The organism is Amycolatopsis rubida, from assembly GCF_900115345.1.
Classification (GTDB): Bacteria; Actinomycetota; Actinomycetes; order Mycobacteriales; family Pseudonocardiaceae; genus Amycolatopsis; species Amycolatopsis rubida.
Genome location: NZ_FOWC01000006.1, coordinates 270859 through 289113 on the forward strand (window position 1 = coordinate 270859; position 18255 = coordinate 289113).

An 18255-nucleotide genomic window follows, 5' to 3' on the forward strand; every position below is an offset into this window, starting at 1 on the left:
GGTTTGGCAGAGAGGTAGGCGTCGTGAGGACGCAGTTCCAGAAGTGGCGCACGACAGTGGCCGGGATTTCGGCCGCGGTGCTGGCGTTGGGCGCCGCAGCCTGTGGCTCGGCCGACGAGAACGCCGGCGCGGAGGGCGCCACGCGGCCGTTCGACACCCCGAGCGGGCAGGTGCAGATCCCGGTCGCGCCGAAATCGGTGGTGGCGCTCGACCAGTACACCTACTTCGGCCTGCTGGACGTCGGCGTGCACCCGAAGGCCACCGCGTCCGGCTACACCGACAGCTTCGCGGTGTTCCCGCCCTACGCCGCCGAGTACGCCAAGGCCCCGAAGGTCGGCGGCTCGATGGAGATCGACATCGAGCAGGTCGGCGCCCAGGCCCCGGACCTCATCCTCGGCAACAAGTTCCTCTCCCTGGAAAAGCACAAGATCGAGGACTACCAGAAGCTCGCCCCGACGGCGATCCTCGGCGGGGCGCCCGGCGAACCCGGCGTCGCCTGGCCGCAGTGGGTCATCCAGGCCGCCGACGCGGTGGGCAAGAAGCCCGAGGCCGAGGCGCTGAAGAAGCAGTACGAGGACCGCGCCGCGCAGATCAAGTCGACCTACCGGGACAAGCTGGCGAAGCTGAAGTTCGCGCTGATCAACGGCGGCGGCGGGAAGTGGTACCTGAACCTCGACGAGTCGTGGGGCGGCACCATCCTCAAAGACCTCGGCGTCCAGTTCGCCCGGGGCGGCGTCACCGACAAGAGCAACAACACGCCGGAGTTCTCCATCGAGAACCTGGACAAGCTCAACGAAGCCGACGTGATCCTGTACCAGGCGGACTACCAGGGCAAGGCCGGGCCGGACACCCAGCAGATCATCGACCTGCCCGCGTACCAGGGGCTGCGGGCGGTCAAGGCGGGCAAGTCGTTCCCGACCGGCAACTTCTACGCCCTGCACTACAAGGCCGCGATGGCGTTCCAGGACGAGATCGAAAAGATCCTCAAGGAGTACTGACCGGATCCGGGGCTCGGCGGTGCACAGCGGACCGCCGAGCCCCGTCGCGTGAGGGGGAACCATTGGACAGCACCGCGCTCGCGCCCGCCCCGGCCAGGTCCTGGCGGCCGCGCGCCGGGCTCGCCGCGGTCCTGGTCCTCTCGGCCGTCGCGTACGGCTGGGGGAGCTGGGACCTCGGATTCGGGTATCCGTACTACAGCGCCGCCGTCGGCTCGATGTCCCGCGACTGGACGGCTTTCGCGTTCGGCTCGCTCGACCCGCTCGGCGTGGTGACTGTCGACAAGCCGCCGATGGCGCTGTGGGTGCAGGTGCTTTCCGTGCGGCTGCTGGGTTTCCACGGCTGGGCGCTGATCCTGCCCCAGGTGCTCGAAGGCGTCGCGGCGGTCTGGCTGCTGTACCTGGCGGTCCGCCGCTGGCAAGGGGAACGGGTCGCCCTGCTCGCCGCCGCGATGCTCGCCTCGACGCCGGTCGTCGTCGCGCTCAACCGCGACAACTTGCCCGACCCGCTGATGCTCCTGCTGCTCGTCGCCGCCGCATACGCGCTGACCCGTGCGCTCGACGGCGCGGCGCGCGAGCGGCGATGGATGGTCTTCGCCGCGGTGCTCCTCGGATGCGCGTTCACCACGAAAATGGTGCAGGCGTGGCTGGTCCTGCCCGCGATCGGCGCGGCCTACCTGGTCGGCTCTTCTGCCCCGGCGCGCACGAAGACATGGACGGCCGTGCTTTTCGCGGCGGTGCTGGCGGTGGCCTCGTTCTGGTGGGTCGTGCTGGTCGATCTCTGGCCGTCGCCGAAACCCTTCATCGGCAGCAGCGTCGACGGCACCGCGCGCGATCTCGTGTTCGGCTACAACGGCTTCGGCCGGATCTTCGGCCAGGACTTCGCCGCGGCGGCCAGCTACGCGGAGAACCACGGGAAATCCTTCTACCAAAGCGATCCTGGCGCCGGGCGGCTGTTCGGGACGTCATTGGGCGGCCAAGCTTCCTGGCTGCTGCCGCTCGCACTGGCGGCGGTCGCCGCCGTGCTGGTGCTGACCCTCGCCGGACGCCGTCCGCCGCGGAAAGCCTTGGCCGGCTGGGTGCTCTGGGGTGGTTGGCTGCTGGTCTGCGCGGTGGTGTTCAGCTTCATGCGCGGGATCTGGCTGCTGTACTACACCGCACAGCTCGCTCCGGCCGTCGCCGCGCTGTCGGCTGCCGCTTTCGCCGCGCTGTGGCGGCTTTACCGAGCCGGCGGGCGCGGGTGGCCCCTGCTGCCGGTGACAGTCGCGGCCCTGAGCGCGTGGGCGTGGGTGCTGGTGCGCCGCGACCCGGACTGGAACGGCTGGATCGCCTGGGCCGCCGCCGCGGCGGCGCTGCTTTCGGTCGCCCTGCTCGTGTCCGGGCGGATCTCCCCGCGCCTGCGCACGGCCGGGCTCGCGACCGGACTGGCCGCCGTGCTGGCGGCCCCGCTGGCCTGGTCCGCCGCGACGACGATCGGCTACTCGGCGGGCTTGCCGATGCTGCCCGCGGCGGGCCCGGTGTCCCTGCAGACGGACTACCTGGCCCCGGACGTCCGAGACGACTTCCGGCACCTGCTCGGCGGCTGGGGGGCCCGGGACTTCCGCGCGGCAGCGGGGAAACTCGACGAACCCTCGGCAGCCCTGCTGTCCTATGCGGAACGCCGGGCCGGTCCGGCGAAGGTGACGCTGGCGGTGGAAACGGCCGACGCGGCCGCCCCGTTCCTCCTCGCGACCCGCCGGGGGGTGGTCGGCATGGCCGGATTCACCGGCCGCGACCCGGCCCCCTCCCCGGACCGCCTCCGCGAGTGGATCGACCGCGGCGACGCGGCCTTCGTCCTGCTCCTGCCGGAACGCAGCCACTACGAGTTCGTCCGCTCCCGGTGCCAGTCGGTGCCGCCCGCGGAATCCGGTGCCTCTCAAGGCGTCGGCGACCTTTACCGGTGCGGCTAGCCGCTGAAACCCGTCGGAGACTCCGATACGGGAGCTAACGGACGCCTGGCCGAATCCGCCGCTTCGGCCGGGCACGACGGCCGACGAGGATCACGTTAGGGAAGCCTTGCCTGAGGTAGGTTCCTCTGCAATGGTCTGGCCGGTGACGGCAGTGCGAGCGGAAGCGACGGAGCGGACACCGCGGCACGGCTATGCGCTCCGCCGGGCCGGAGGACTGCTGCTCGCTGCCGCGGCGCTGGCGGTGATGGCCTTGCTCAGCCTCGCGGTCGGCGCGAAGTCGATCGGGTTCGGCGCGGTGTTCGACGCGCTGGCGCACCACGGCGGCGGTCCGGACGACGTGGTCGTGCGCAGCCTGCGGTTGCCGCGCACGCTGCTCGGGATCTGTGTCGGCGCCGCGCTCGGGCTGGCCGGGGTCCTGATGCAGGGGCTGACGCGCAATCCGCTGGCGGACCCGGGACTGCTCGGGATCAACTCCGGGGCCGCGGCGGCGATCGTGGCCGGCATCGGTTTCTTCGGGCTCGGTTCCCCCGGGCAGTACGTGTGGTTCAGCCTGGCCGGCGCGGCCGTGACGGCAGTCGTGGTCTACCTCGTCGGCTCCGGCGGGCGCGCGGGAGCGACGCCGGTGCGGCTGGTGCTGGCCGGCACCGCCGTCGCGGCGGCGCTGACCGCGTTCGTGCAGACGATGCTCCTGCTGTCTCCGCAGGTTTTCGACCAGTACCGGTTCTGGCAGCTGGGCTCGCTGGCCGGCCGTGACCTCGGCGTGCTCGGCCGGCTGCTGCCGTTCCTCGCCGCCGGTGCGGTGCTCGCGCTGGCGCTGGCCCGGCCGCTCAACGCCATCGTCCTCGGCGACGACGCCGGCCGGGCGCTGGGCGTGCATCTCGGCCGCACCCGCGCCCTCGGCGCGCTGGCGATCACCCTGCTGTGCGGGGCCGCGACGGCCGCCGCCGGACCGCTCGTGTTCATCGGGCTGGCGATGCCCTACATCGCGCGGGCGCTGGTCGGCCCCGACCACCGATGGCTGCTGCCGTATTCGGCGGTGCTGTCCCCGGTGCTGCTGCTGGCGGCGGACGTCCTCGGCCGCATCGTCGCGCCGCCGGGCGAGCTGCAAGTCGGGCTGGTGGTGGCGTTCCTCGGCGCGCCGGTGTTCATCGGGCTGGTGTTGCGGAAGAGGGCGGCGGCGTGAGGGGGTTGGCGGCGCTGCGGTTCGGCGGGGACCGGGTTTCGGTTGTGGGCGCCGGTGTTCGTTGGGCTGGTGTTGCGGAAGAAGGCGGCGGCGTGAGCGGGTTGGCGGCGCTGCGGTTCGGCAGGGACCGGGTTTCGGTTGTGGGCGCCGGTGTTCATCGGGCTGGTGCTGCGGAAGAAGGCGGCGGCGTGAGGCGGTTGGCGACCCTGCGCCTCGGTGGGGGCGGATTTCCGCTGTGGGCGTCGGTGTTCGCCGGACTCGCTCCGCGGAAGAAGGCGGCGGCATGACCGGGCTGACGGCGCTGCGGCTCGGCGGGGACCGGATTTCCGTGCGGGTGCGCAGGCGGGCGTGCGTGGTGGCCGCGGTGCTGGCTGCCGCGCTGGCGGTCGCGGCGTTCGGTTCGCTCGCGTTCACCGGGGAGCTGAGCCCGGCCGACGTGCTGCGGACGCTGGCCGGGCACGGCGACCGTTCGGACGAGTTCCTGCTCTACCGGCTCGCGGTGCCCCGGCTGCTGTGCGCGGTGCTGGTCGGCGTGGCGCTCGGCGCGAGCGGCGCGGTGTTCCAGAACCTGACGCGCAACCCGCTGGGCAGCCCGGACCTGATCGGGTTCACCAGCGGTTCGGCGGCGGGCGCGGTGTTCGTGCTGACCGTGCTGGGCGGCGGGATGGCCGCGATCGCGGGCGGGGCGCTGGCGGGCGGGCTGGCGACCGGTGCGGTGGTGTACGGCCTCACCGTGCGCCGCCAGGCGCGCGGGTACCAGCTCGTGCTCGTCGGCATCGCGGTCAACGCCATGCTTCAGGTGCTCACGCATTTCCTGCTGACCAGGGCGAACCTGGAATCCGCGATGGCCGCCCAGGTCTGGCTGACCGGCAGTCTCAACGGCCGCGGCTGGGAGCACGTCTGGCCGGCGCTGGCCGCGGTCGCGGTGCTGCTGCCGTTGCTGGCCGCGTTCGGCAGCCGGCTCGCGGTGCTGGAGCTGGGGGACGACGCCGCGACGGCGCTCGGCGTCCGCCCGGCGACGGCCCGGCTGGGCGCGCTGGCGGTCGGCGTCGCGCTGGCGGCCGCGGCGACCGCGACCGCCGGGCCGATCTCGTTCGTCGCGCTCGCGGCTCCGCAGCTGGCCAGGAGGCTGACCCGCGAGCCCGGCACCGGCGCCGGAACCGCGGCGCTGACCGGAGCGCTGATCCTGGTGGCCGGCGACGCGCTGGCGCGGCAGGCGTTCCCGGCCGAGCTGCCGACCGGGGTGGCGACCGCGGCGGTCGGCGGGGTCTATCTCGGCTGGCTGCTCAGCAGGCGATGGAGGGCGGGGAAGCGGTGAACGAACCACGGGAGCTGATCCGCCGCGCGATCCGCGGCCAGGCCCGGCAGCTGGCGCCCGCGGCGGCGCTGGCCGCGGTGCACCAGGGGTGCGAGGCGGCGGTCCCGCTGATGATCGGGCTGATCGTGGACCACGCGATCGCGCCCGGCAGCGGGTCCGGTCTGCTGTGGACACTCGTGCTGCTGGCGGTGCTGTTCGCCGTGCTGACCGCGTCCATGCGGCTGGGCGGAAGGCTGGTCCGGCACGCCACCCAGGGCGCGGGGCACGAGCTGCGGATGCGGCTGACCCGCCGGGTGCTCGACACCCGCGGCTTCGACCGGGCCGGGACGCGCAGCGGCGTGCTGCTGTCCACGGCGACCTCGGACGCCGGACGGGTCGGCATGGTGAACGCGGCGGTGTGGACCTCCGCGGGCGCGTTCGGCGCGCTCGTGGTGGCCGCGGTGATCCTGCTGCGCGCCTCGGTCCTGCTGGGGCTGGTGGTGCTGCTCGGCCTCATCCCGGTGGTGCTGCTGACCCGGACGATCTCGGCCCCGCTGGTGCGGCGCAGCTCCGCCGAGCAGTCGGCGGTCGCGCACGCCGCCGGGGTCGCGGCCGATCTCGTCGAAGGGCTGCGCGCGATCAAGGGGCTCGGCGCGGAGGCGGCGGTGTTCGGCCGGTATCGGGACGCCAGCGGGCAGGCGCGCGCCGCGGGTATCCGGGCGGCCCGGCTGGTGGCGTTGCGGTCCGGGCTGATCATCCTGCTGACCGGCGTGTTCCTGGCCGCGGTCGCGTGGCTGGGCGGCCGGCTGGCCGCCGGCGGCGCGATCACCGTCGGGCAGTTCGTCACCGCGTTCACCCTGGCCCAGTTCCTGATCGGGCCGTTCACCCGGATCGCGATGGTGGGCGCCCAGTTCGCCCGTGCCCGGGCGTCGGCGGAGCGGATCGCGAAGGTGCTGTCCGCGCCGCCGCTGGCCGAGGGCGGGCGCACCGACTCGCCCGCCGGGGCGGACCTGCGGATCCGCGGGCTGTCCGGGCCCGGGCTGTTCGGTCTCGACCTGGCGGCGGCCGCGGGCGAGTTCGTCGGGGTGGTGGTCGACGACCTGGCGGCGGCGGACACGCTCGTGCGGTGCCTCGGCCGCCAGCAGGACCCGGACTCCGGCGAGATCCTGCTGGCCGGCGTGCCCGCCCGCGACCTGGACCCGGACGTCGTGCGCTCGGTGGTCCTGGTCGCCGCGCACGACGCGGTGCTGTTCGGCGGCACGGTGCGGGACAACGTGTCCGCCGCGGCGGCCGATCCGGGCGCGGTCGGCCGGGCGCTGGAGTGCGTGGACGCGGCCGCGATGCTGCCCGAGGGCGCGGACACGGTGCTGACCGAGCGCGGCCGGTCCCTCTCCGGCGGCCAACGCCAGCGGGTGGCGCTCGCCCGCGCGCTGGCCGCCGAACCGCCGGTGCTCGTGCTGCAGGAACCGACGACCGCGCTCGACGCGGTCACCGAAGCGGAGATCGCCGCGAACCTGCGCGCACTGCGGGCCGGCCGCACCACCCTGGTGATCTCGGCCAGCCCGGCGCTGCTCGCCGCGGCCGACCGGGTCGTGGTGGTCCGCGGCGGCGCGGTCGCGGCGAGCGGCAGTCACGCCGATTTGCTGGGCTCCGACGTGGATTACCGGGAGTTGGTGACCGCATGACTCAGACCGGCGCACGGGCCGGACGGGGTCCGGCGGCGGAGGTTCTGCTGCCGATCGCGACCGCCGCCCGGACCAGACAGGCGGCGTGGCGAGTGCTCCGCCCGCATCGCGGTCTCGCCGCGGCGACGCTGCTGGTGCTGGTGCTCGCGACAGCGGTCGGCTTGCTCGCCCCGCGGCTGCTCGGCGGCATCGTGGACCTGGTGGTGCGCGGGGACGGCACGGCCGTGCTCCCGATCGCCGCGGCGCTCGCCCTGGTCGCGCTCGCCCAAGGCGGGTTCCAGGCGCTGGGCTCGGCGATGGTCGCGCGGCTGGGCCAGACCGCGATCGCCGGCGTCCGCGAGACGGTCGTGCGGAAGGTGCTGCGGATCCCGGCCGAACGCGTCGAGCGGGCGGGCAGCGGCGACGTGCTGGCCCGGCTGTCGGGCGACGTGGAAGCGGTCAACGAAGCGGTCGGCGGGGTGCTGCCGACCCTCATCGACGCCGGGCTGGCCATCGTGTTCACCGCGGCGGCCCTGGTGCTGCTCGACTGGCGATTCGCGGTCGCGGCTCTGCTCGCCGTGCCGTTCCAGATCGCCGCGGTGCGGTGGTATCTGCGGGTCGCGGTGCCGGTGATCGCGCGGGAGCGAGTCGCCGAAGGAGCGCGCGCTCAGCAACTGCTGGACTCGATCGACGGCGCGGCGACGGTCCGCGCGCTGCGCGTCGAAGCCGAACACCTCAGCCGGGTCGCCGCGGCCTCGGACCGCGCGCGCAAGCTGTCGATCCGGATGGCCGCGGTGCAGCGGCGTTTCTTCGGCAGGCTCAACTACGGCGAACTCGCCGGACTGGCGGCGATCCTCGCGACGGGTTTCCTCCTCGTCCGCTCGGGCACGGCGACCCTCGGCGCCGCTTCGGCCGCGGCACTGTACTTCCACCGGCTTTTCGACCAGTTCAACGCGATTCTCGGCAGCTTCGACAGCGCGCAGGCCGCCTCCGGCGCGTTCGCCCGTCTCGTCGGGGTCGCCGATCTGCCGGACCCGCCGCGCCGCGCTCCGCGACCGTCCACTTCGGACCGAACGGTCACCGTGTCCGGCTTGTCCTTCGCCTACGACGCCGGACGGCCGGTGCTGTCCGAAGTGGACCTCACGGTCGGTCCCGGCGAACGGCTGGCGATCGTCGGGGCCTCGGGAGCCGGGAAGACCACGCTGGTGAAGGTGATTGCCGGAGTGCTGGACGCCGAGCGCGGGCGAGTGGAGCTGGGCGGGGTGGACACCGCCCGGCACGACACGGCCGAACTGCGCCGGAAGTGCGTGCTGCTGAGCCAGGAAGTGCACGTCTTCGCCGACACCCTGGCGGCCAACCTCGTCCTCGCCCGCGCGGACGCGGCCGAGGACGAGATGACCGCCGCGCTGGCCGAGGTCGGCGCGGCGGGGTGGTTCGCCGCGCTGCCGGACGGACTGTCCACTGTGCTCGGCCGGGGCGGGCATCCGCTCACCCCGGCCCAGGCCCAGCAGCTGGCGCTGGCCCGGCTGGTGCTGGCCGACCCGCCGATCGCGATCCTCGACGAGGCGACCGCCGAAGCGGGCAGCACCGGCGCGAAAGTGCTGGAAGCCGCCGCGGACAAGGCACTGGCCGGGCGGACCGCGCTGGTGGTCGCGCACCGTTTGACGCAGGCGGCGCGCGCGGACCGGATCGTGGTGCTGGAGCACGGCCGGGTCGCCGAAGTCGGCACGCATGCCGAACTGGTGGCCGCGGGCGGTGGTTACGCCGGATTGTGGCGGGCGTGGTCGGCGAACCGGTAGCGCTGGGCGGACTGCTGGCGCTGATCGGCCGCGTGCCGGGACCTGAGCTTTCGCCGGACCGCGGCGAACGAGCCTCGAAGAGAAAGAAAGAGCAAACCGTGAAACTGACCAAGACAATTCCGTTCGCGCTGGCGTGCGCGCTGACCGTGGCGCTTTCGGCGTGCACCAACAATTCCGCGGACAGCGACGCGGCGCAGCCGGCGTCGGCCGGATTCCCGGTGAGCGTGCCGGGCAAGTTCGGCGCCGCGCAGGTGCCGTCCGCGCCGAAGCGGGTCGTGGCGATGGACTGGACGTCGGCGGACATCGCGCTGTCGCTCGGCGTCGCCCCCGTCGGCATGGCGAAGGTGGCCACCGCGGACGGCGGGATCGAACCGTGGACGAAGCCGCTGCTCGGCGCGAACTCCCCGAAGCTGTTCTCCGTCGACAGCGGGGACCCGATCGACCAGGTGGCCGCGCTCAAACCGGACCTGATCCTGGCGACGAAGGACTACAACCTCGGCGAGAGCTACCAGCAGCTGTCGCAGATCGCCCCGGTCGTCACCTACGCCAAGGCGCCCAACAGCGATTCCTGGCAGGACGCGACGCGCGGCATCGCCAAGGCGCTGGGCAAGAGCGCCCAGGCGGACCAGACGATCGCGAAGACGACCGCCGACATCGCCGCCGCGAAGAAGACCCACCCCGAATTGGCCGGGAAGACCTACAACTTCCTGGTCACCCCGCAGGCGGCCGGAGTGCACGCGGTGAACTCCACCGCGGACGTCTCGGCGCAGTTCCTCGACCAGCTCGGCCTCTCGCTGAGCCCGGCGGTGCGCTCGATGCCGGACTCCTCCATTCCCGGCCGCACGCTGGTCAGCTGGGAGAACGTGTCGAAGCTCGACGCGAACCTGCTGCTGGCCACCGGTTCGCCGAGTTCGCTGAAGCTCGCGCAGGCCACGCCGGGCTTCACCGACCTGCCCGCGGTGAAGCGGGGAGCGTACCTGCCGCTGCAGCCGGCTCTCGCCCAGGCGATCGCGTTTCCTTCGTCGGTGAGCCTGGAATGGGCGCTGGGCCAGCTGACCCCGAAGCTTTCCGACGCGAGCCGGAAATAGGACCGAGGCGGCGATGGCGGTGCGGGAGCCGCGGAAAGCGGGGTTCGAGATTCTCCCGCACTCGTCGCCGGAGACCATCCGCACCGGTCTGTGCAGATGCTGAAAGTGCTAGCGGTGCGCGCTCGTCGGCGAGCACGCCGGGTTCCACCGGTTCTTCACGATGATTTTCGACGAACTGGACGACTCCTGCTTTGCCGCGCTCGAAGACCATCTCGCCGGACCCGACCATGGGCGCCACGGCAGCCGGAATAAGCGCGGGCCAGAACCCGCCTGGGAAAGCCGGCGGACCGTAGGCGGTCGCGACGATCGTCAGCAGCCGGATGCCGAAGCGGCCGAACAGCAGCGAACCCCGCTGCGGACGGCCATCGCGACCGCGGAGAAGACCGGGATCAGGCCGGCGGAGACCGTGCTGTGCCGCTGGAAGCGGAAAGCGACGACCGGGAAGTCCGCGAACCCGGCCGCGAACGGCGCCGCTGCTGCCAGGCGAAGCCAGAAGCCGCGGCCGCCGGCGCATGGGCGCCGCACGTGTTCCCGGCAGCCGGGGGAGCGGGCGGCGGGACCGGCGCACTGGGGGCGGTCGCGGAAGTCGCCGATCTCGAAGGGCACGCGAGTTCCGCAGCGTCACCGTTTCCTCGCTCCCGGTGAGATACCTGGTCAGCGGTGTGGATCTCGACGCCCGAGTGCTAGCGTTTGCTCGCTGTACAACCGAATACCGTGATCGTCAGGGGAAGCCGGGCAAGAGCCGGCGCTGACTCGCAACCGTAGGCTCGCCTCGTGGCGGGCAAGCCGGAATGCCTGACGGTCACGAGTGGCTCCTGCCGTCGAAGACTACGGAACGGGCCCGGCCGCGCGTGCGCTTGACTGGGGTGTCGCGGTGACGGGTCGCGTTCAGACCACTCACCGCAAAGGACATCGCTATGTTCTCCCTGGCCAAGACTGCCGCGATCAGTGTGCTCGCGGTTCCCCTTTTCGTTTCCTCCCCGGCTGCCGCCGCGCCCGCTTCGTACACCGACGGTCCGTGCCAAGGCAGTTCGGGCGTGACAGTCGTCGTGGACGCCACGCATTTCGCCGGGGCCGGGGTGACCCGCCGTTGTGTCGCCGGTGACCCGGACACCGCTTTCGAGGCGCTCAGCGAGGCCGGTTTCGCTCCCGTGCACGGGACCGGCCAGGGCCAGCAGGGGCCTTACCAGTACTTGTGCCGCATCGACGCCCGTCCGTCCAGCACCGCCGACCCGTGCACCGGGTTCGTGGCGAACGCGCCGTACTGGGCGTACTGGGTGCCGGACGTGCAGAACGCCGACTGGACCTATGCCGAGGACGGTGTGGACACCTCGGACCCCGCTCCGGGGACGGTGCTCGGGTTCTCCTTCGGCGCGGGCACGGCGACGGACCCGAACCAGATGAGCTTGACGCTGGCGCAGGCCAAGGACCCGAACTGGACCGGTTCGTGAGTTGGGGTGCCGGTGCCGTGGCCAGCGCAGTGCTGCTGGCCGCGGCGTTTCCGGCACCCGCGGCGGAGACGCGCGCGCCGGAGGCGGCCGTGGCTGCCGCGGAGTTCCTGGCGCATGAGTTCACCCGGCTCGGCGACGGCTATCCGAACCCGGCTTCGCCCGGCAACAACGACGCGGGGTTGATGGCCGACGCGCTGCTGGCCATGCACAGAGCGGGAGTCGAGCCGGCTGTCCAGGCGAAGGCGACCGCGAAACTGCGCGCGAACTTCTTCAGCGCCACGATCGTCTCCGCGGGCGTCATGGGCAAGGACCTGATCGTGGCGCTCGATCAGGGCGTGAATCCGCGCCAGTGGGGAAACGACAGCGCGGGCAAGAACATCGACCTCGTCGCGCGGCTCGGCGCGGCGCAGAATTCCGCGGGCGTTTTCGAGGACACCGCGGCGAGCGGGACCCGCACCCCGTCCAACGTGTTCGGCCAGGCGCTGGCGCTGATCGGCTTGCACAAGGCGGGGATCGGCAACTCCGCCGGGGCGGCGACGCTGGTGCGCCAGCAATGCCCGGGCGGAGGATTCCGGCTGAATCCGCCGGACAGCGGCGCGACCGCGCGGTGCACGTCGGACGCCGAGGTCAGCGCGGACACCACCGCGATGGGAGTGTGGGCGCTCGTCGAGATCGGCGGCCACCAGCCGCAGGTGTCCAGTGCGCTGGGGTGGCTGCGGGCGCACCAGGACCCGGCGACCGGGGCGTTCAGCGCGGATCCGAAAAGCCCGGCGCAGGTCAACACCAACTCCTCCGGGCTGGCCGCGATGGCCTTGGCGCTCGGCGGCGACGGCAAGGCGGCCTCCCGGGCGACCGGATGGCTGGCCGCCATGCAGGTGCCCGGCAGCGTCCCGGTCCCGGCGATGGCCGGGGCGATCGCGAAGAGCCAGGCAGACCTGGACGCGATCAACCGGGACGCGAAGGCGTTCTGGCTCAAGTCCAGCGGTGCCGACAACCTGGGCAAGCAGGACGGCCTGCGCCGCGCGAGCGCACAGGCGTTGCTGGGGTTGGCTGCCGCGGTGCCCGATCCGGCGCCGCCCCGCCCTCCCGGCGACCCGCCGCGCGACGGGAAAACGCCCGGCGACGGCTCGCCGCCGGGCATCCCGGTCCGCAGCGCACCAGGGCTGGCGGCCAGCACACCAGGCACCCGGACGGCTGCCGCGCCGCAAAACCCGGCCACGGTCGCCAAGGAGCCTGCGAGCGCACCGCCTGCCCCGGCACCGAGCGCGCAGCCGGTGCCGGGAACCGCCGCTCCGCAGCGGATCGGGCAGGCACGGGCACTGGAGCCTCGCCCGGTGTCGTTCTGGGAGGGCCCGAAGGGAATGGCGGCCGCGGTACTGGCCGGGTTGCTGTTCGCCGCGGGCACTTTCTGGTTCCTGGTGCGGCGCAAGGGATCCCGCTCGTGAGGCGGTGGACGGCCGCGCTGGCGGCCGGGCTTCTGGCACTGGGCGGCGCCGTCGCCGCGGCTCCCGTCGCGGCCGCGGCACCGGCGTGCACGACGACTTCCGGGGTGCTGGTGGTGGTGGACTTCGGTTCCCTCGGCGGCGGCGTGGTGCAGCGCTGCCTGGGCACGCCGCCGGACACCGGGTACGACGCGTTGCGCGCGGCGGGGTTCCGCACCGCCGGCACCGTGCACGACGGCCCGGCTTTCGTGTGCCGCATCGACGACCGGCCCTCGCCCGCGGTGGAGCCGTGCACGGACACTCCGCCGACGACGGCGTACTGGTCGTATTGGGACGGCAACGCCGGGACGAACCGGTGGGAGTACAGCAACGAGGGCGCGATGAGCGCCACCCCGCGGGCGGGTCAGATCGAGGGATGGTCTTTCGGGAGTGGGCAGCCGCCGCACCCGGCGGTGACCGCGCTGATCGCCCCGCCGGGACAGCCGCGACCGCAAGGCGGCGCGGCAGGCCCGGACGCTCCGAGGGGCCCGGCGGCAGGCGACAGCGCACCGCCGCAGCAGGCATCCGCCGGAGCACAGCCGCCCCCGCGAAGCTCCGGCGTCGCCAGGCCGGAAGAGCGGGCGCCATCGGCGACGGCCTCGGCGGGGTCTTCCCGGCCATCGGCGGCGGGCAGTGCGCCGGAACCGGCGGCGGCCGCGTCCGAAAACGCCGGCACGACAGGATTCCCGACGCTCCCGGTGGTGGCGTTCGGGGCGATCTGGCTGCTGGGAATCCTTGCCGCGGTCCTGGTCCGGCGCCGCCGCAAGCGGGAGGCCGGATGATCGGCGCCGCCGCGCTGCCGCGGATGCTGCATCCCGCGGCGTGGTGGATCTGGGCGCTCGGCATGGCCACGGCGGCGAGCCGGACCACGAACCCGTTGCTGCTCGCTCTGGTGCTCGCGGTGGCCGGGGTCGTGGTGGCCGCCCGGCGCGGGGAAGCCCCGTGGGCCAAGGGGTTCCGCGCGTACCTGATCCTGGCGCTGGTGGTGATCGGCTTCCGGGTGCTGTTCCGGATCCTGCTCGGTTCCGCCTTCACCGGGGGAGGGCATCTGCTGTTCACCGTGCCGCGGATCCCGTTGCCGCACTGGATGGCCGGGGTGCGCCTCGGCGGACCGGTCGAGCTGGAGGGTATTCTCAGCGCCGCTTACGACGGGTTGCGGCTGGCCACGCTGCTGGTGTGCGTGGGCGCGGCGAACACTCTGGCCAATCCCAAGCGGGTGCTGCGGATGCTGCCGGGCGCGCTGTACGAGATCGGCACCACGGTGGTGATCGCGCTGACGGTGGCGCCGCAGCTGATCGAGAGCGGTCAGCGGATCATGCGAGCGCGCGCATTGCGCGGAGTCACCGGAAAACTCTTCCGGACGGTGGCGTTGCCGGTGCTGGCCGACGCGCTGGACCGGGCGATCGCGCTGGCCGCGGCGATGGACTCGCGAGGTTACGGGCAGCGCTGGGAGCGGTCCGCGGCGGCTCGCCGCAGCGCGGCGGTGCTGATGCTGGCCGGTCTGCTCGGATTGTGCGTGGGCAGCTACGGGTTGCTCGCGGCCGACCAGCACGGCTACGGGCCGGCGATGCTGGTCGCCGGCGCGGCGGTGTGCTGCCTGGGGCTGTACCTCGGCGGCAGGCGGATCCAGCGGACCTGCTACCGGCCGGATCCCTGGTCGGCGCCGGAGTGGGCGGTCGCGGCGTCCGGTGCCGTGGTCGCCGTGCTGGTCGCGGTGGCCGATCCGGTCGTGCTGAACCCGCCGTTGCTGGCGCCGGGGATGGACTTGCTGGCCTTGGCCGGGATGCTGGCCGGGGCGCTGCCCGCGGTCGCCGCCCCGCCCCCGCCGGCGCTGACCGCGCGGTACCGGACGGGGGAGCTGCGGTGATCGAGTTCTCCGAGGTGAGCATCGCCTATCAGGGAACGCCGGTGCTGCGGGAGGTTTCCCTGCACATCGGCGAGGGAGAGCTGGCCCTGGCGGTGGGCCGCACCGGGTCCGGGAAATCGACGCTGCTGGGCGCGGTGAACGGGCTGGTGCCGCACTTCACCGGCGGGCGGCTGGCCGGCCGGGTGACCGTGGCGGGGCGGGACACCCGTACGCACCGCCCGCGCGAACTCGCCGCGACGGTCGGGGTGGTCGGGCAGGACCCGGTCGCCGGATTCGTCACCGACTCGGTGGAGGAGGAACTGGCCTACGGCATGGAACAGCTGGGCGTGACCGCTGCCGCGATGCGCAAGCGGGTCGAGGAGACGATGGACCTGCTGGGCATCGCGGAGCTGCGGGACCGTCCGCTCCGCGCGCTTTCCGGCGGACAGCAGCAGCGGGTGGCGATCGGCGCGGTGCTGGCCGCCGGTCCGCGGGTGCTGGTCCTCGACGAGCCGACTTCCGCGCTGGATCCCGGTGCGGCGGAGGAGGTCCTGGCCGCGGTGACCCGGCTGGTGCACGACCTCGGCATCACCGTGCTGATCGCCGAGCACCGGTTGGAGCGGGTGCTGCAGTACGCCGACCGGGTGCTGACCGTGCACGACGGCCGGGTGAGCGCCGCCGAACCCGCGCAGGCGATGCGGTCCGCGCCGATCGCCCCGCCGGTGGTCGCGCTGGGGCGCCTCGCCGGCTGGGATCCGTTGCCGCTGTCGGTCCGCGACGCCCGCCGCCGGGCTCCGGAACTGCGCGCCGAACTTCCCGGAGCGCCAGTGCCGGCGCCGATCGAGCCGGGCGCCGAGACGTTGACGTGCCGGGATGTCGTGGTCCGCTACGGCGGCACGGTTGCGGTGCGGGAGGTGTCGCTGAGCGTGGCAGCCGGTGAAACGGTGGCGTTGATGGGACGCAACGGTTCCGGCAAATCTTCGCTGCTGTGGGCGTTGCAGGGCAGCGGCCCCCGGCACAGCGGCGCGGTCACGATCCGCGGGACGGATCCGGCGGGCCGGAAACCGGTGCCGCGCCGGGTGCTCGCGGCGCTGGTCCCGCAGTCGCCGGCGGATCTGCTGTACCTGCAGACCGTCGGCGAGGAGCTGGCCACGGACCGGGCCGGCGAGATCCTGGACGAACTGGCCCCCGGCATCGACCCGGACTCGCATCCGCGCGACCTTTCCGAAGGCCAGCGCCTCGCCCTCGCGCTCGCCGTGCAGCTCGCCGCCGAGCCCGCCGTACTGCTGCTGGACGAACCGACCCGAGGCCTGGACTACCCCGGCAAGCACCGGCTCACCGCGCTGGTGCGCGCCTTTCCGGGCGCGGTCCTGATCGCCACGCACGACGTGGAATTCGCGGCCGAGACCTGCGACCGGGCGGTGGTGCTCGCCGACGGCGAAGTGGTCGCCGACGGGCCTACCGCGGACGTGGTGACGTCTTCTCCGCTGTTCGCTCCGCAGGTGGCGAAGATCCTCGGCGGCGGCTGGCTGACCGTCGGCCAGGTGGCCGGAGCGCTGCGGTGAGCCCGGTGCGCGTCGGCCGCTGGTCGACGGTCATGCTGGCGGTGTCTTCGGTCCTGGGCGTCGCGGCGTTCTGCTGGCCCTTCTTCGTCGCCCCCGGTGCGCTGCTGGCCGGCGCCGCAGCCGAGGCGCCGCTGTTGTTCGGCCTCCTTCTGGTGCTGGTGCTCGGGGTCCTGCTGGCCCAACTGGGCGACGGCGGGATCGACGCGAAGGCGTTGGCGCTGCTGGGAGTCCTGGCCGCGGTGAACGCGGCATTGCGGCCGCTCGGGGCCGGGGCCGGCGGCATCGAGACGGTCTTCTTCCTGCTGGTGCTCGCCGGGCGGGTGTTCGGTCCCGGATTCGGCTTCACCCTCGGCACGGTCTCCCTGTTCGCGTCCGCGCTGCTGACCGGCGGGATCGGGCCGTGGCTCCCGTTCCAGATGTTCGGCTGCGCCTGGGTCGGCCTGGGCGCCGGGCTGCTTCCCCGGGCGAGCGGCCGCCCCGAAATCGTCCTGCTGGCGGCCTACGGCGCGGTGTCCGCGTTCGCCTACGGGCTAGCGCTGAACCTGTCGTTCTGGCCGTTCGCGCTCGGCGCGCACACCGCCCTGTCCTTCGACCCCAACGCCTCCGCTCTCGCCAACCTCGGCCGCTATCTGCTCTTCGACGCGGCGACCTCGCTGGGCTGGGACACCGGCCGCGCGGTGACCAACGTCGTGGCGATCGCGGTGTTCGGCCCGCTGGTCCTGGCGACGCTGCGCCGCGCCGCGCGCCGAGCCGCGTTCGAGTCGCCGGTCGAATTCCGCGACGTCCAGGGGTGAGCAGCTCCCGGGTCAGGCGCGGCCGACGGCGCGCTGTGCCTGGCCGGTGTAGGTGCTCGACGGCCGGATGAGACTGTTGGACGCGAGCTGTTCGGTGATGTGCGCGGTCCAGCCGGTGATGCGCGCGGCCACGAAGATCGGCGTGAACACCGGGGTGTCGAAGCCCATCAGGTGATACGCGGGTCCGGCGGGATAGTCGAGATTGGGGTGCAGGCCCTTCTCCGCGTACATCGCCCGCGCGAGGGCTTCGTACCGCTCCAGCAGGCGGTGCCCGTCGCGGAGTTCGGCGACGACCTGCAAGGCCTGGCGCATCGTCGGGACGCGCGAGTCGCCCTTTTTGTACACGCGGTGGCCGAAGCCCATGATCTTGCGCTTCTCCGCGAGCGCCGTCTTGAGCCATTTCCCGGCGTTGTCCGCGGAACCGATTTCCTCGAAGGTCTCCATCACGGCTTCGTTGGCGCCGCCGTGCAGCGGTCCTTTGAGCGCACCGATCGCGGCCGTCACCGCACTGTACAAATCGGACAGTGTCGACGTCACGACGCGCGAGGTGAAGGTGGACGCGTTGAAGCTGTGTTCGGCGTAGAGCACCAGCGAGGTTTCGAACGCGCGGACAATCGCCGGTTCCGGTACCGAACCCAGTGCCAGGTAAAGGAAGTTCTCGGCGTAGCCCAGGTCGTCGCGCGGCGTGAGCGGGAGCAGGCCCCGGCGGCGGCGCTGGGTGAGCGCGACGACCGTCGGCAGCGCGGCGAACAGCCGGAGCGCCTTGGCCTGGTTGGCGGCGGGGCTGTTGTCGTCCTCGTCCGGGTCGTTCGCGCCGAGGATGCTCACCGCGGTGCGGAGGGTGTCCATCGGATGCGCGGACTCGGGCAGCGCGAGCAAAGTGAGGACGAGGTCGTGCGGCAGCGCGCGGTGGGCGCGTTCGACCGCGTTCTGCTCGGCCAGCTGGTCCGGCGTCGGGAGTTCGCCGTGCCACAGCAGATAGGCGACCTCCTCGAAGCCGCAGTGCGCGGCGAGGTCCTGGACCGGGTAGCCGCGGTAGGTCAGCGAATTCGTGTCCGGGTTGACCATCGAGACCGCGGTGGTGTCGACGACGACTCCGGCGAGTCCTTTGTGGATAGCGGGTGCAGACATAGGTGTCCCCTG

15 protein-coding genes are annotated in these 18255 nt (G+C 73.0%); 13 read left to right on the forward strand and 2 right to left on the reverse strand.

The window, feature by feature from the left end; genetic code table 11:
* Positions 1-23: 23 nt before the first annotated feature.
* The 7 genes from BM362_RS24070 to BM362_RS24105 all read left to right on the forward strand — a co-directional run bounded on the left by BM362_RS24070 (position 24) and on the right by BM362_RS24105 (position 9975).
* Positions 24-998: an ABC transporter substrate-binding protein gene (locus BM362_RS24070; RefSeq protein WP_067594094.1), complete on the forward strand. Its 975-nt coding sequence runs from the start codon at positions 24-26 to the stop codon at positions 996-998.
* Between the two features lie 62 nt (positions 999-1060).
* Positions 1061-2944 (forward strand): ArnT family glycosyltransferase, encoded by a 1884-nt coding sequence (locus tag BM362_RS24075; RefSeq protein WP_093574623.1) that lies wholly within the window; start codon positions 1061-1063, stop codon positions 2942-2944.
* Between the two features lie 142 nt (positions 2945-3086).
* On the forward strand, positions 3087-4127 hold the full coding sequence (locus tag BM362_RS24080) for a FecCD family ABC transporter permease (protein ID WP_244287260.1): 1041 nt from the start codon (positions 3087-3089) through the stop codon (positions 4125-4127).
* Positions 4128-4410: 283 nt separating this feature from the next.
* On the forward strand, positions 4411-5445 hold the full coding sequence (locus tag BM362_RS24090; RefSeq protein WP_093574626.1) for a FecCD family ABC transporter permease: 1035 nt from the start codon (positions 4411-4413) through the stop codon (positions 5443-5445).
* Complete coding sequence (locus BM362_RS24095) at positions 5442-7109, forward strand: ABC transporter ATP-binding protein (protein ID WP_342029811.1); 1668 nt, start codon at positions 5442-5444, stop codon at positions 7107-7109. Before BM362_RS24090 ends, BM362_RS24095 begins: the two co-directional genes overlap by 4 nt.
* Complete coding sequence (locus BM362_RS24100) at positions 7106-8887, forward strand: ABC transporter ATP-binding protein (protein ID WP_093574628.1); 1782 nt, start codon at positions 7106-7108, stop codon at positions 8885-8887. Before BM362_RS24095 ends, BM362_RS24100 begins: the two co-directional genes overlap by 4 nt.
* Positions 8869-9975 (forward strand): iron-siderophore ABC transporter substrate-binding protein, encoded by a 1107-nt coding sequence (locus BM362_RS24105; protein WP_143132472.1) that lies wholly within the window; start codon positions 8869-8871, stop codon positions 9973-9975. The genes BM362_RS24100 and BM362_RS24105 overlap by 19 nt, the downstream gene beginning before the upstream one ends.
* A 309-nt stretch (positions 9976-10284) precedes the next feature.
* On the opposite strand, the gene BM362_RS24110 is transcribed toward BM362_RS24105, so the two are convergent.
* Complete coding sequence (locus BM362_RS24110; RefSeq protein WP_093574630.1) at positions 10285-10581, reverse strand: hypothetical protein; 297 nt, start codon at positions 10579-10581, stop codon at positions 10285-10287.
* Between the two features lie 311 nt (positions 10582-10892).
* On the opposite strand from BM362_RS24110, the gene BM362_RS24115 reads away from it, so the two are divergent.
* Genes BM362_RS24115 through BM362_RS24140 form a run of 6 tightly spaced genes read left to right on the forward strand, consistent with a single transcriptional unit; the run spans position 10893 to position 17112 of the window.
* The gene (locus tag BM362_RS24115; RefSeq protein WP_093574631.1) at positions 10893-11426 is read left to right on the forward strand and encodes a hypothetical protein; all 534 of its coding nucleotides are present in this window, start codon (positions 10893-10895) and stop codon (positions 11424-11426) included.
* A gap of 17 nt (positions 11427-11443) precedes the next feature.
* Complete coding sequence (locus BM362_RS24120; protein ID WP_093574632.1) at positions 11444-12871, forward strand: prenyltransferase/squalene oxidase repeat-containing protein; 1428 nt, start codon at positions 11444-11446, stop codon at positions 12869-12871.
* Positions 12868-13689 carry a hypothetical protein gene (locus BM362_RS24125; protein WP_067594070.1) on the forward strand — a complete coding sequence of 274 codons (822 nt, stop codon included), beginning with the start codon at positions 12868-12870 and terminating at the stop codon, positions 13687-13689. Before BM362_RS24120 ends, BM362_RS24125 begins: the two co-directional genes overlap by 4 nt.
* A complete protein-coding gene (locus BM362_RS24130; protein ID WP_093574633.1) occupies positions 13686-14774 on the forward strand; it encodes an energy-coupling factor transporter transmembrane component T in 1089 nt (362 codons plus the stop codon). Before BM362_RS24125 ends, BM362_RS24130 begins: the two co-directional genes overlap by 4 nt.
* On the forward strand, positions 14771-16318 hold the full coding sequence (locus BM362_RS24135) for an ABC transporter ATP-binding protein (protein ID WP_093574634.1): 1548 nt from the start codon (positions 14771-14773) through the stop codon (positions 16316-16318). Before BM362_RS24130 ends, BM362_RS24135 begins: the two co-directional genes overlap by 4 nt.
* Positions 16315-17112, forward strand: coding sequence for an ECF transporter S component (locus tag BM362_RS24140; RefSeq protein WP_342029812.1), 798 nt, complete (start codon positions 16315-16317; stop codon positions 17110-17112). Before BM362_RS24135 ends, BM362_RS24140 begins: the two co-directional genes overlap by 4 nt.
* 12 nt (positions 17113-17124) lie before the next feature.
* Here the strand turns inward: BM362_RS24140 and BM362_RS24145 are convergent, their stop codons facing one another.
* On the reverse strand, positions 17125-18243 hold the full coding sequence (locus tag BM362_RS24145; protein ID WP_093574635.1) for a bifunctional 2-methylcitrate synthase/citrate synthase: 1119 nt from the start codon (positions 18241-18243) through the stop codon (positions 17125-17127).
* Positions 18244-18255 lie beyond the last annotated feature (12 nt).

Coding starts and splice junctions, on each gene's coding strand:
- BM362_RS24115 (WP_093574631.1), top strand. CDS start 10,893: ATGTTCTCCCTGGCCAAGACTGCCGCGATCAGTGTGCTCGCGGTTCCC.
- BM362_RS24130 (WP_093574633.1), top strand. CDS start 13,686: ATGATCGGCGCCGCCGCGCTGCCGCGGATGCTGCATCCCGCGGCGTGG.
- BM362_RS24100 (WP_093574628.1), top strand. CDS start 7,106: ATGACTCAGACCGGCGCACGGGCCGGACGGGGTCCGGCGGCGGAGGTT.
- BM362_RS24145 (WP_093574635.1), bottom strand. CDS start 18,243: ATGTCTGCACCCGCTATCCACAAAGGACTCGCCGGAGTCGTCGTCGAC.
- BM362_RS24090 (WP_093574626.1), top strand. CDS start 4,411: ATGACCGGGCTGACGGCGCTGCGGCTCGGCGGGGACCGGATTTCCGTG.